The following is a 13,044-nucleotide window of genomic DNA, read 5'->3' on the forward strand; positions in this document are numbered from 1 at the left end:
GATGGGCCTTGCGGAGATGCTTAACCCGTGCATCGATCCAATCGCCGCATCAATTCGCGGCAATCAATTCGCGCCATGCGAGGAACTCCAGTTTGGGGAACGGTCTCGTCCCGCTCTGGCGAGCCGTCAGCGTTTCCGCTTTAGACCCGTCGATATCGTGTTCGAACTTGCCTCAGCGGATCGGGGCCGCGGCTTGCCATGCCCGCTGGCTCGAGAAGGAGAGCGCCATGCCTCGAGGAGCATCTTCAAAAACTGGCTGGCATGCGGCGATAGCGTCGCCCCGCGCCTGCGCACGATTCCGATCGTCCGTGACACTTCCGGCTCGATCAGCCGAACGGTGTGAATGATCGGATGACCGGCGGCGGGCGTCGCGAGCCTCGGCAGCACGGCGATGCCCAATCCCTCTTCGACCAGACCAAGCGAGCCGGAGAGGTGAGCGACTTCATAGGACCAGTTCAGCTGCAGGCCCTGCCGCGCCAGCGCATTGTCGATCAACGCGCGATTGCCGCTGTTGCGACCGACGGTGATGACCCGGTGCGACACGATCTCCGACCAGCTCACCTGCTTGCGCGATGCCAGCGGATGGTCGTGACGGCAGGCCAGGACGAAAGGGTCCTCGACCAATTTCTCGAATTCGATTTCGGCATGCGAAGCGCCGATGAAATTGATGCCGAAGTCAACTTCTCCGCGCGCCACCGCTTCCAATCCCTCGTTGGCGCCGATGTCCAGAATGCGGATGCGAATGCGCGGATAGGCTTCGGCAAACCTGCCGATCGCTCGCGGAAGAAAATAGAACACCGCCGTCGGCACTGCGGCCACGGAGACCAAACCCGAACTTCGCGCGCCGATATCATGGATGGCGAGCACTGAGGTCTCGAACTCGTCGATGAGGCGGCGGACCTTCGGCAGGAAGTCGCGGCCCGTCATGGTGAGATTGACGTGGCGCGTGGACCGTTCGAGCAACGGCGCACCAAGGCTCTCCTCCAGCTTCTGAATGCGTCGGCTGAGCGCCGGCTGTGACAGGTTCAGCGCCTTCGCGGTCCGGACGAAGCTGCCCATCTCCGCGACGGTGATGAACGCCTTGAGGTCGAGCAGTTCTGCGTTCATGGCAAGACTCCATTATGTCGGTCAGCGAAATAATACCTCAGATATTTGCATTTCACAAAAGAGTTCGGAGAGAGGATGCTCTCGTTCAGGCGAACATGTCGCCGAACGGAAGAACATCATGAACGATCAGATTGCCATTCCCTGTGTGGTCATGCGCGGTGGGACCTCGCGCGGACCGTTTTTCCTGGCCCGCGACCTTCCTGCAGACCCCAGCTCGCGCGACGCGGTCCTGTTGTCGGTGATGGGAGGTGGGCACGATCTCGGAATCGATGGAATCGGCGGCGGCAATGCCGTGATCAACAAGGTCGCGATCATCGGACCGCCATCGGTGCCCGGCGCCGATGTCGACTACCTGTTCGCCCAGGTGCGCGTCCGTGAAGGGATCGTCGATACCTCGCCGAACTGCGGAAACATGCTGGCGGCCGTCGGCCCGTTCGCAATCGAAGCCGGCCTCGTCGCCGCTACCGCAGATCGCACCCATGTACGCATTCACAATGTCAATACCGGCAAGCTGATCGACGCGACGGTCGCCACCCCCGGAGGACGGGTGACCTATGAGGGCGAAGCGCGGATCGACGGTGTACCGGGAACGGCCGCGCCCATCGAGCTGTCGTTCCCCAACGCGGCCGGCGCACGCACCGGTCGCCTGCTGCCGACAGGACGTCCGGTCGACCGCATCGGAGGGATCGACGTGACCTGCATCGACGCAGCCATGCCCGTCATGCTGGTCCGCGCGGCCGATCTCGGATGGACCGGCCGCGAGGCCCCTCCGGCCTTCGCCGACGGCGCCTTCCGCGGGCGGCTCGAACATTTGCGCATCGAGGCTGGACGCCGGATGGGTTTTCCGGATTCCGCGTCAATGGTGATTCCGAAGCCGGTTCTGATCGCGCCCGCAAGCGGGGCGACGTTGAACGTCAGGTACTTCATGCCGCACGACTGCCATAGCGCGCTGGCGGTGACCGGCGCCGTCGCGATCGCGACCGCGTGTGTGACGCCCGGGACGATCGCCGCAGAGATGGTCGGATTGCTGGCACCGCCGGTGCCGATCACGCTCGCCCATCCCTCCGGCCAGCTCGTGGTTCGGCTGGAGTCCGGCCCGGTTGCCCGGGTGCAGCGGACAGCCCGGCGAATTCTCGAGGGCCATGTTTTCGCCCGTCGATCGCACGTCCCTCATTCGGTCCTGGCGGCCTGAAGCCGGACCGCTTTCAAAGCCTTCAAAAATCAGAGCCATGAAAAATCAGAGCCATGGGAGAAACGAGAATGCAGAAGCAAGCGCTGGTCGGGCCCGAGAACAGTGAGGCGCGAAAACCATTTTACCGGATCCTCTACGTCCAGGTGCTGATCGGTCTCATGCTCGGCGTCCTCACCGGCCACCTCTGGCCTGAGTTCGGTGCCGCGTTGAAGCCGTTTGGAGACGGCTTCGTCAAGCTGGTCAAGATGATGATCGCGCCGATCGTGTTCTGCACCATCGTCAGCGGCATCAACAGCATCAGCGATTCCCGCGAGGTCGGCCGCACGCTGGTGAAATCCATGGCGCTGTTCTACCTGCTGACGGTGCTCGCACTGCTGGCCGGGCTGGTCGCCGTGTCGCTGATCCAGCCGGGCGTCGGCATGCATGTGTCCGTCAGCACGCTGGATCCGTCGGTGGCTGCGAAATTCACCAAGCAGGCGAGTGCGACCGGATTTGCGGACTTCATGCTGCACATCATCCCGCATTCCTTCTTTGGCGCGTTTGCCGATGGTGAAGTGCTGCCGGTCCTGCTGGTCTCCATCCTGATCGCCTTTGGCTTGAGCCGCGCCGGCGATGGGGGTGCCGTGGTGACGAAGGCCGTCGATTCCTTCTCTCAGGTCCTGTTTGTGTCCTTTGGCTTCGTCATGAAGCTCGCGCCGCTCGGCGCCTTTGGAGCCATGGCGTTCACGGTGGGTCGCTACGGCATTCGATCGATTGGCTCGCTCGGATTGCTGATCCTGACCTTCTATATCGCCTGCTCCGTCTTCGTGGTCGTCGTGCTCGGCACGCTGGCGCGGCTGAACGGCTTCAGCCTGTGGAAGACCATCCGCTACTTCAAGGAAGAACTGCTGATCGTGCTCGGCACGTCATCGTCGGAACCGGCGCTGCCGGGAGCGCTGCGCAAGCTGGAGCAGCTCGGATGCCGGAAAGGCGTGTCCGGCCTCGTGTTGCCGATGGGATATTCCTTCAATCTGGACGGCAGCGCCATCTATCTCACCCTGGCTTCCATCTTCATCGCGCAGGCCTGCGACATCCACCTGTCGTGGGGGCAGATTGCGGCGATGCTCGGACTGATGCTGCTGACGTCCAAAGGCGCGGCCGGCGTCACCGGCAGCGGCTTCGTGGCGCTTGTCGCAACCCTCTCAGTCATGCCGGATCTGCCGGTGACCGGCGTGGCGCTGCTTGTCGGCATCGACCGTTTCATGTCGGAAGCGCGGGCGCTGACCAGTATGATCAGCAACTGCGTCGCAGCCATTACCGTTTCCCTGTGGGAGGACGCCTGTGACCGCGAGGTGTTGGCTCGCGAACTGGGAGGAAGTGGCTCTCTCAAGGTCGCGGCCGGATCGAAGATCGGTGGAGGAGCAGTGCTGCAGGGGGACAAGGCCTGGATTTCAACGACGCAATCGGCCGCTTAACGCCACCTCCGGGATGAAATCGGACGCACCACTCGATTTGGATTTGGCAAGTCGCCGGCATGTCGAGCGTCTTGAGCTCGGGCTACCGAAATCCGCGAAGGCTGCGTTGATCAGCCTAGTTGGATTTGGCGTTTTCCTTCGCGTTCTCTTTGGCGTTCTCCGCCGTCGGCGATTCCGCCGGTGGAGGACGCTTTCCGCTGCCGGTGATGCGCTCGATCGCGGAGCGCACGGCGTCGCCCCCCTTGCGGTCCTTCAGCATGTCGAGCAGCGGCGCGGAGGCCGGCGAGCGGCGGATCAGGCTTTCCGGATCGGGGAAGATCAGGGGATCGTCCCAGGGGCCCTGCACCACGAATGGCAATTCGAAGCCCGACGTGCTGTTGAGGCTCGCCACGCCCTTCATGTCGTATTCGCGCGTCGGCACCGAGGCGGTGCCGGTGAGCGTGATCTTCGCCGCCGGCCCTTCGACACGGATGTCTTCGGCGGTCGCGACCCCATCGGAGAATTTCACGGCGATGGTGAGATTGTTGTACGGCGTCGAGCCGTTGCGGAAATTGCCGCCGCCCGACAGCGGCCGCCGCTCCAGGCGCTTCAGCAGCTGCTCGGCATTGAAGCCCGAGATCGCGCCGTCATGACCGGTGACGGTGGCGCTGCCGTCGAGCGACTGCACGAGGCCGAACGGGCTCGAGCCCGAGGCGAAGAGCGACACGTTGATGTTGCCGCGACCGGATAGCTTGCTGAGGCCGAACAGTTCGGTGGCGCAGGCCTGGAGATCGACGTCGGTGAACTGGAATTGTGCCTTGATGTCGGCGACGGTGTCGGAGCGTGCGATGCCGAACGAGCCCTTGGCGATGCCGCCATAGACCTGCGCCTCGCCGACCGAGAGCGCCAGCGTGCCGTTGCGCAAATTGGCGCCGATCGCGGTGCGGCCGAGCCTGGTCGGCCCCACCGTCAGCCTTGCTGCCGACAGGCGCATGTCGAGGTCGGTCGTCGACAATCCGTTGAGATCGAACAGCTGCCTGTTCCAGTCCCGCGCGCCGCTCGCGAGCAGGCGGAAGGTGGAGATATAAGGAGTGAAGTCGAGCGCGTCGGCGGCAAGCGTCGCCTGCAGCGTCTGCCGGCCGTTATTTGCGTAGGTCATGACGCCTTCGGCGGCGTTGCCGTCGAGCTCGACATTGACGTTGGTGAGTGCGATCGAGGCGCCGACGACGTTGGCGCGCGCCTTCAGCACGAAGCGGCCGAAGCCGCCACTGGCGGGTTGCGGCTGCCCGGTCCAGCGTAGCGCGTTGCGCAAGGAGGGGCTGTCGATCGTCAGCGTCCCTTCCATCATCGGGCTGGTGCGGTTGGCGACGCTGCCGTCGAAAGCGAGCTTGAGCGGTGCGCTGGCGATCCGCGCCTTCAACCCCGAGCGCTCGCCGGAGAGGGCGGCGACGAAATCGGAAAAGCTGATCGAGCCGTCGACACGCTCGCCGCGCCAGTCGAACTGTCCGGTCGCGGCGAAGGAGCGCGAGATCGAGGGCCAGGCCAGCGACAGGTCGATGTCCTCGAATTTCTCGGTGCCGTGCGTGGCGGCGTCCTGGTAGTCGAGCACGCCGTCCTGGATCCGGATTTCGGAGAACGAGACCTGGTTCTCGGCCCCGGGCTTCATGGTGCGCGCGATGGTCTGGATGAAGGGCGTCCAGTTGCTCTGGCCGTCCGGCTTCAGGCTGACATGGATGCGCGGCCGCAGCAGCGTCAGGTCGGCGATCTCGAACCGTTGCAGCAGCAAAGGCAGCAGCCGCAGATTGGCGGTGAGCACGTCGACCTGGAGCGCGGGATCGCTGGTGCCACCGCCCTTGAGGCCGACGTCGCGGAAAGAGATGTAGCTCGCCGGCAGCACCGAGATGTCGATTGCGCCCGCGACACTGAGCTCGAGCCCGGTGACGTCGCGGATCTGCGCTTCGACCGCCTTGCGCAGCGCGTCGCGGTTGATGAGCCATGAGGTCGCGATCAGGGCGATCAGCGCGACGCCGAGCAGCGCCGCGATCGGCGTCCCGAGGCGCTTCATTCCTTGGGCCATGGTCAATGGCATGTCCTGATCGGGTTGGTCGTTGGAGCCAGGAGGGCGGGTCGGAAAACCTGCGTGCCCACGCCCAACCCCCGCAACTTGATGGGTTTTCTTGTCGCTTTCAAGGCCGGGGACGGTTCTGCCCACGGTGTGGGCAGCTTCTATCACCCGGGCGCGGTGCGGAGAACCCCGTATCATTGACGGCTTTGGAGGATTTCGCCTAATAATCGCCGCCAATAGGGCGCGCCGCCTCCAAGCCGAAGGTTCAGTCGAAGGTTATTTGCATGAACAAGGTCTATCCCGACGCCAAGTCGGCTCTGTCAGGCATTTTGAATGACAACATGATGATCATGTCGGGAGGCTTCGGCCTCTGCGGCATCGCCGAGGAGCTCTCGGACGCGATCCGCGAGTCCGGCGTCAAGGGCCTGACGGTGGTCTCCAACAATGCCGGCGTCGACGGCATCGGGCTCAGCCGCCTTTTGGAAACCCGGCAGATCAAGAAGATGATCTCGTCCTATGTCGGCGAGAACAAGCTGTTCGCCCAGCAATTCCTCGCCGGCGAGCTGGAACTCGAATTCAATCCGCAGGGCACGCTTGCCGAGCGCATCCGCGCCGGCGGCGCCGGCATCCCGGCCTTCTACACCAAGACCGGCGTCGGCACGCTGATCGCCGAAGGCAAGGAAGTGAAGGAGTTCGACGGCGAGAAGTATCTGATGGAACGCGGCCTGTTCGCCGACCTCGCCATCGTGCATGCTTGGAAGGGCGACACCGCCGGCAACCTCATCTACCGCAAGACCGCGCGCAATTTTAACCCGATGATGGCGACCGCCGCCAAGATCACCGTCGCCGAGGTCGAGCATCTGGTTCCGGCGGGTGAACTCAATCCCGACCACATCCACACGCCCGGCATCTTCGTGAAGCGCATCGTCGAGGTCGGCACGGCCAAGAAGCGCATCGAATTCCGCAACACCCGCCCGCGTACCGCCGCTTAAGCGTATCAGGAGACACACATGGCCTGGACCCGTGAACAGATGGCCGCGCGCGCCGCAAAGGAACTGCGTGACGGCTACTACGTCAATCTCGGCATCGGCATCCCGACGCTGGTTTCGAACTTCATCCCCGACGGGGTCGATGTCAGCCTGCAGAGCGAGAACGGCATGCTCGGCATGGGCCCGTTCCCCTATGAAGACGAGGTGGACGCGGACCTGATCAACGCCGGCAAGCAGACAGTGAGCGAGCTGCCCTCGACCTCGTATTTCTCGAGCGCGGATTCCTTCGGGATGATCCGCGGCGGCCACATGGACCTGTCGATCCTCGGCGCCATGCAGGTGGCCCAGAACGGCGATCTCGCCAATTGGATGATCCCTGGCAAGATGGTCAAGGGCATGGGCGGCGCGATGGACCTCGTCGCCGGCGTCAAGCGCGTCGTCGTGGTGATGGAGCATTCGGCCAAGGACGGCTCCAAGCTCCTGAAGAAGTGCAATCTGCCGCTGACCGGCGAGCGCGTGGTCGACATGGTCGTCACGGATCTGGCGGTCTTCACCATCGACAAGCACGGCGACGGCGGCATGGCCCTGATCGAGCTCGCCGACGGCGTCTCGCTCGACGAGGTCAAGGCGAAGACCGAAGCCGAGTTTCGCGTGGCGCTGAAGAACACGTAAGGTCTTCGAGAATGGGGCGCGTATGACGATAAGGTCAGCGCGTCCCGAGGACGCTGCTTTCATCGCAAGAACCATCCTGTACTCGATGCGCGGCTATCGGCCGCGCGGCTGGTTCGACGTGGCGCTCGGCTGGCCGGAAGCGGAGTGCCTCGATTTCATCGCGCGCGTCGCCGTCGCACGCGCGGTGTCGATGTGGCACGCGTCGCAGTTCCTGGTCGCCGAGATCGATGGCAAGCCTGCTGCTGCACTTTGCGCTGTGCCTGCGGCCGGCACCGGACCTGCGGCCTGGCGCGCGCTCGAAGAGGTCGGTCTCTCAACTGGGCTCACGGCGTCAGAGCTGGACGCCATCCGCCGGCGCGGCGCCTATTCGCGGGCTTGCTGGGTCCAGGGCGGCGAGGGCGACTGGATGATCGAGCATGTCGCGACCGATCCTGCCCATCGTGGTCGCGGCCTGATGCAGGTGCTGATCGCGCACGCGCTGGACAAGGGGCGGGCAGCCGGGTTTGCCCGGACGACGATATCGTTCCTGATCGGCAACGAGCCCGCCGAGCGCGCCTACGCCAAGGCCGGATTTGTCTTTGCGGAGGAGAAACGCGATCCCGCGTTCGAGACGATCATCGGAGCACCGGGCTTTCGCATGTTCGCGCGCGATTTGACGTGTCCGTAGCCCGCATGTGCGAAGCGATATGCGGGACCTTCCCGGGTGTCGCTTCGCTCACCCGGGCTACGCGGCGATAATCTTGGCTACGACCTCACCGCCCACACCTTGCTCCACCGCGCCGACACGCTCGCGACCCAGGAGGTCTCCTCGCGCACCAGGCGGAAGCCGAGATTGGCGGGCGGCACGCCCTGGGCGCAGCCGCCGGCGCGGGCGTCGCGGATGAAGTCGGTGACATAGGCGCGGTGGGCGCCCTCGACGACACGCACGCCGCAGTTCACGGTGGGGCGGCCGGCATTGCCGGCGGCGTCGACACGCGAGCGCACGAAGCAGGTCGAGGTCCATTCCCAGACGTTGCCGGCGAGGTCTTCGACGCCGTGCTCGTTCGGGCCGAACTTGCCGAACGGATAGGCCGTGGTGTCGGAGAGGTCGCGTTCGGATTCGCGCTCGTAGCGGCTGATCCAGCGTTTTGAAGGATCGTCGGCATCGACAGCGACGCCATCGTCCTTGAATCTGGAGCCGGCTGCAAAGGCCCATTCTGCATCGCTCGGCAGGCGGTAATGGTGGCCTGTCTTGCGCGACAGCCAGCCTGCATAAGCCTCGGCATCGTGCCAGCTCACCTGCACCGCGGGGCGATCGGCGGCGACCGCGACGTCGCGATCGAGCGCGCGGCAGGCGCCATCCCGCACGCAGAGCTGATAGTCGGATGAGGAGACCTGATTTCGCATGATGTGGAGCGGTCGGTCGACGCGCATCGCGCGCAGTGGCGCTTCCGCCTGCTGTCCGCCGCGCGTGAAATCGCCGGCCTCGCGATAGGACAGGCTGCCCGCTGCGACCCTGACGATCGCAGGCTCCGACGCCGTGCCGTGGACGGTCATGTCCGAGACCAGCGGCGCCATCGCGATCGGCCCGGCGAGTCCGGCGGCGCAGGCGAGTGCCAGTTTGAGTTTGAATGCGATCAGCATGGTCATTCCTCGAAGAAAGAAGGGGCCGGTGATGACCGGCCCCTTGTCGCGTTTAGTTGGTGTTGGCTGCCGGTATTTCGGCAGGGGCCTTCACCTGCATCATCAGATCGTCGTTCCACTTGCCTTCGACCTTGAAGTGCGCGGTGGCGCCGAGGTCGGCGGCCTCGATCAGATTGTGCGTGACGTAGGCGTAGATGCCGGGCTGCTGGAACTTGTACAGTGCAGCTCCCGCCGAGCCGCCGCGGATGAACCAGGTCTCGAGCCCGACTTCGGGGGCATTGCCGAACTTGCCAGTCTCCCAGACATAGTCGCCATGGCCGCCGATCAGGTGCGGACGGCTGTCGCGGTTGGCTTGCGAATGCACGATCAGCACGTTCTCGCCGACATTGGCCGTCAGCGCGTTCTTGCCGGTCAGCGCACCGGCCTTGCCGTTGAACACGACATGGGTCGGGATCAGCTTCTTCATCACCTCTTCGGTCTCGGTGAAGGCCTCGCCAGGCGACTCGTAGGACTTGAAGTTGCCTTTCTCGTCGCGCGGCACGTACATGTCCTGCTCGCCGATGTAGTAGACCTTGTCGTATTTCAGCGCGCGGCCTTTGCCGTCGTTGAGGCCGTCACGCGGCAGCACCATCACGGCGCCGTTCATGCCCGAGACGACGTGCCAGGGGATCATCGGGCCGCCCGGAGCGCAATGGTAGACGAACACGCCGGTTTTGGTTGCCTTCCAGCGCAGCACGACCTGCTCGCCGGGATTGACCAGGGTGAGCGCGCCGCCGCCGAGCGCGCCGGTCGCGGAATGGAAGTCGATGTTGTGCGGCATGGTGTTGGTCGCGGGATTGACCAGCGTCGTTTCGACGTAGTCGCCCTCGTGCACGACCATCAGCGGGCCCGGCATCGAGCCGTTGAAGGTCATCGCCTGGAAGGTGGTGCCCTTCTCGTCGATGACGACCTTCTTCTCCTCGATCGTGAGCTTGAATTCGATGATCTTGGGGCCTTGCTTGGTCGCCTGCTCGTGCGCATGCACGAAGGGCGGAGCGACCAGCTCTACCTTCTGGCGCGGCAGCTTGAGATCATCGGCCGCGAAGGCGGGGGTCGCCAGCATCAGCGCGGTCGCGGCGGCGCTGATCAATGCGGCTCTGCGGGTGAACATCGGAAGCATCCTTCATCTGGAAAGGTTTTTGATGACGGATGCAGTGTGCGCCGATCGTGGCAAGAGTGTTTGCGCTGCGACAAGGTTTTGCCGGATTCGGCTCCGCAACAGTCCTTAGGTGTCTCAACGGAGCAGGATCGGTGACACGACGTTGACTGCATCCGAGGGCGTGATGCGGATGTCGAGGCCGAGCGACCAGCGGCCTGACAGCGGTGCCGACATTCTGACTCGCCACTGATCGTTGCCGACGCGTTCGGCGTTCGCGGTGATCGGCGCGACGCCGTGCTCGGGGTTGCCGAGCGTGACAGCAACCGCGTCGGCGCTCAGCGGCAACTCATTCGCATCTTCAAGCTGGATTGCGATTTCAACCGGACCGGCGCGCCCGGGCGAGACCGTGACGTTGGCCATGGCCTTTTCAGCATGGAGATGCGTGAAGAAGCTCTCGTCAGCTTCGGTCGTCGACGCGGGTGGGACCGCCGCAGCCTGCTCCACGCGATGTGCAGGCTCTGCGGCCGCCGTTGTCTTCGTGCTTTCGGGAGCCTGTGCGCCGATGGCCTGCACGTCCAGCGTCACTTTCACTGCGCCGGCATGCTGGAACGACAGCGTCACGGGCATCTGGTCGCCGGCATGGAGCGGCACATCGAGACCGATGAACATCAGGTGTCCGCCGCCGGGTCCAAGCGTCACGATTTGTCCGGGTGCGATGACAAGGCCCTTGTCGAGCGGACGCATGGTCATGACACCGTCGTTGACGGTCATCTCGTGGATCTCGGTTCGAAGCGCATGGGCGGCCGATGCGGCCTGCAGCCGCTCCGGCGCGCGGCCCCTGTTCTCGATCGTCAGATAGCCGCCGGCGACCCTGGCTCCGCCGGGCGTCGCCCGGCTCCAAGCCCTGGTAATGACCAGATCGCCGCTGGTCGTGTCGGCCGCGAAGGCCGGCGCTCCGACAAGACATGTCAGGATGATCGTGCCGGCGAATGCGCGCTTGGATGAGATCATGGTCGAGGCCTTCGCGAAGACGTGACTAAAATAGACGTGTGGCAAGCCAGACCGTTGCCCAGATCGCCAGCGACAGCACGGCGAAGACAGCAATGGCCGCGGCCAGAGCGCGCGCGGTGCCGGCCGGGGCCGGCCGAAAGTCGTCGAAACGCGGGATATGGCCGCGGACGTCGAGCAAGGAAAGAATCAGTTCGAGTGCGAGAAGCCTCATGGGCAAACGCTCCGGATGGCGTGCGAATTGCCATGATCATGGCCCCGAACCGGCCGCTGCGCTTTGCGCGAGCGCAATGTCTGCTGCACCCCCGGCCGACTTTGCGCGAGCGCAAGGTCGCCTCCGCGGATCCGGGTTATTGGAGTGCATTCCGTGATTTGCCGTGATGTCTGCGCACGGCGGAAATTTACGAATGGGTAAGACATGAGAGCTGATCTTGCGGCGAGCTACGGCGAAGAACGATTGCCACGCTACACGAGCTATCCGACCGCACCGCATTTTTCGACGGCGGTCGGACCGGACGCCTACGCCAGTTGGCTGGCGGATCTGCCGGCGGGCGCCAGCGCGTCACTCTATCTCCATGTGCCGTTCTGCCGCGAGATGTGCTGGTATTGCGGCTGCCATACCCAGATCGTCCGTCGCGACGAGCTCATCGCCGGCTATCAGCGGACGCTGCGCAACGAGATCGAGCAGGTCGCCGAAACCATCGGGCGCCGCATCAAGGTGGAGCACATCCATTTCGGCGGCGGCACGCCGACAATCATGCAGCCGGAAGCTTTCGCCGAGTTGATGGCGACAATGCGCCAGAAGTTCTTCGTGCTGCCCTCGGCCGAGATCGCGGTCGAGATCGATCCCCGCACATTGACCGCCGACATGGTCGATGCCATGCGGCTCTCCGGCGTCAACCGCGCGAGCCTTGGCGTGCAGAGCTTCGATCCGGTGGTGCAGCGGGCGATCAACCGCGTGCAGAGCTTCGAGCAGACGGCTTCCGTGGTCGACATGCTCCGGCGCGCCGGCATCGAGGGACTCAATTTCGACCTGATCTACGGGCTGCCGCACCAGACCGTCGCGTCATGTCTGGACACCGTCCGGCGCAGCCTCACGCTCGCGCCCGACCGCTTCTCCGTGTTCGGCTACGCTCATGTGCCCAGCTTCAAGAAGCACCAGCAGATGATCAACGAGGCCGTGTTGCCGGACGGACTCGCGCGCCACGACCAGGCTTGCGCGATCGCGAATGCATTGAAGGAGGCCGGTTACGTGCAGATCGGGCTCGATCATTTCGCGCGTCCCGGCGATTCCATGGCAGTGGCCTTCGAGGAACGGACGCTGCGGCGCAATTTTCAGGGCTACACCACTGACAAGAGCGAAGTCCTGCTCGGTTTCGGCGCAAGCGCGATTGGGCATTTGCCGCAGGGTTACGTCCAGAACGAAGTGCAGATCGGCGGCTATGCGCAAAGCATCGCCGCCGGCCGTCTTGCCACCGCCAAGGGCTATGGGCTCACCGACGACGACCGGCTGCGCGCCGACATCATCGAACGCATCATGTGCGAGTTCAGCGCCGATCTCGGCGACATCTGCGCGCGCCATGGCGCGGAGGCGGGTGCGATGCTGAATTCGGCGGCGCGTCTGAAGCCGCTGATCTCCGACGGCATCGTGAGGTTGGACGGCAACCGCCTCGCAGTCGCAAAGGATTCCCGCTTCCTGGTCCGCAGCGTCGCGGCCGCGTTCGACGCGCATCTCAATCCGGCGAAGCAGCTGCACAGCCGGGCTGTGTAGTTCCTCTTCCTCGCTCCTCGCCGGGCGAGGGAGAAGCCGCCGCCAG

12 protein-coding genes are annotated in these 13,044 nt (G+C 64.5%); 6 read left to right on the top strand and 6 right to left on the bottom strand.

Features of this window, described 5'->3' with window-relative positions; genetic code table 11:
• Window positions 1-126: 126 nt before the first annotated feature.
• Window positions 127-1,107, bottom strand: coding sequence for a LysR family transcriptional regulator (locus CV770_RS12605; protein WP_091956465.1), 981 nt, complete (start codon window positions 1,105-1,107; stop codon window positions 127-129).
• Window positions 1,108-1,225: 118 nt separating this feature from the next.
• Between CV770_RS12605 and CV770_RS12610 the strand changes: the two genes are divergently transcribed.
• Window positions 1,226-2,299, top strand: coding sequence for a 4-oxalomesaconate tautomerase (locus CV770_RS12610; protein ID WP_104462567.1), 1,074 nt, complete (start codon window positions 1,226-1,228; stop codon window positions 2,297-2,299).
• Window positions 2,300-2,367: 68 nt separating this feature from the next.
• Window positions 2,368-3,753: a C4-dicarboxylate transporter DctA gene (gene dctA, locus CV770_RS12615; RefSeq protein ID WP_104462568.1), complete on the top strand. Its 1,386-nt coding sequence runs from the start codon at window positions 2,368-2,370 to the stop codon at window positions 3,751-3,753.
• A 115-nt stretch (window positions 3,754-3,868) separates the two neighbouring features.
• On the opposite strand, the gene CV770_RS12620 is transcribed toward dctA, so the two are convergent.
• The gene (locus tag CV770_RS12620; RefSeq protein ID WP_201759828.1) at window positions 3,869-5,809 is read right to left on the bottom strand and encodes an AsmA family protein; all 1,941 of its coding nucleotides are present in this window, start codon (window positions 5,807-5,809) and stop codon (window positions 3,869-3,871) included.
• Between the two features lie 272 nt (window positions 5,810-6,081).
• Here CV770_RS12620 and CV770_RS12625 point away from each other — a divergent pair, with 272 nt between their 5' ends.
• Genes CV770_RS12625 through CV770_RS12635 form a run of 3 tightly spaced genes read left to right on the top strand, consistent with a single transcriptional unit; the run spans window position 6,082 to window position 8,125 of the window.
• Window positions 6,082-6,789: a CoA transferase subunit A gene (locus tag CV770_RS12625; protein WP_104462570.1), complete on the top strand. Its 708-nt coding sequence runs from the start codon at window positions 6,082-6,084 to the stop codon at window positions 6,787-6,789.
• Window positions 6,790-6,807: 18 nt separating this feature from the next.
• A complete protein-coding gene (locus CV770_RS12630; protein WP_011089829.1) occupies window positions 6,808-7,458 on the top strand; it encodes a 3-oxoacid CoA-transferase subunit B in 651 nt (216 codons plus the stop codon).
• 22 nt (window positions 7,459-7,480) lie between these two features.
• Complete coding sequence (locus tag CV770_RS12635) at window positions 7,481-8,125, top strand: GNAT family N-acetyltransferase (protein ID WP_104462571.1); 645 nt, start codon at window positions 7,481-7,483, stop codon at window positions 8,123-8,125.
• A gap of 77 nt (window positions 8,126-8,202) precedes the next feature.
• Here the strand turns inward: CV770_RS12635 and CV770_RS12640 are convergent, their stop codons facing one another.
• From CV770_RS12640 to CV770_RS12655, 4 genes are all read right to left on the bottom strand, one after another.
• Window positions 8,203-9,081 carry an SUMF1/EgtB/PvdO family nonheme iron enzyme gene (locus CV770_RS12640; protein ID WP_104462617.1) on the bottom strand — a complete coding sequence of 293 codons (879 nt, stop codon included), beginning with the start codon at window positions 9,079-9,081 and terminating at the stop codon, window positions 8,203-8,205.
• Between the two features lie 52 nt (window positions 9,082-9,133).
• Window positions 9,134-10,231: a copper-containing nitrite reductase gene (nirK, locus tag CV770_RS12645; RefSeq protein WP_201759824.1), complete on the bottom strand. Its 1,098-nt coding sequence runs from the start codon at window positions 10,229-10,231 to the stop codon at window positions 9,134-9,136.
• Window positions 10,232-10,354: 123 nt separating this feature from the next.
• On the bottom strand, window positions 10,355-11,230 hold the full coding sequence (locus tag CV770_RS44035) for a copper chaperone PCu(A)C (RefSeq protein WP_104462573.1): 876 nt from the start codon (window positions 11,228-11,230) through the stop codon (window positions 10,355-10,357).
• A gap of 25 nt (window positions 11,231-11,255) precedes the next feature.
• Window positions 11,256-11,441: a hypothetical protein gene (locus CV770_RS12655; RefSeq protein WP_104462574.1), complete on the bottom strand. Its 186-nt coding sequence runs from the start codon at window positions 11,439-11,441 to the stop codon at window positions 11,256-11,258.
• A 204-nt stretch (window positions 11,442-11,645) separates the two neighbouring features.
• Between CV770_RS12655 and hemN the strand changes: the two genes are divergently transcribed.
• Window positions 11,646-12,998: an oxygen-independent coproporphyrinogen III oxidase gene (gene hemN, locus CV770_RS12660; RefSeq protein ID WP_104462575.1), complete on the top strand. Its 1,353-nt coding sequence runs from the start codon at window positions 11,646-11,648 to the stop codon at window positions 12,996-12,998.
• The last annotated feature ends 46 nt before the right edge of the window (window positions 12,999-13,044 follow it).

Source organism: Bradyrhizobium sp. AC87j1 (assembly GCF_002936975.1).
GTDB classification, from domain to species: Bacteria; Pseudomonadota; Alphaproteobacteria; order Rhizobiales; family Xanthobacteraceae; genus Bradyrhizobium; species Bradyrhizobium shewense.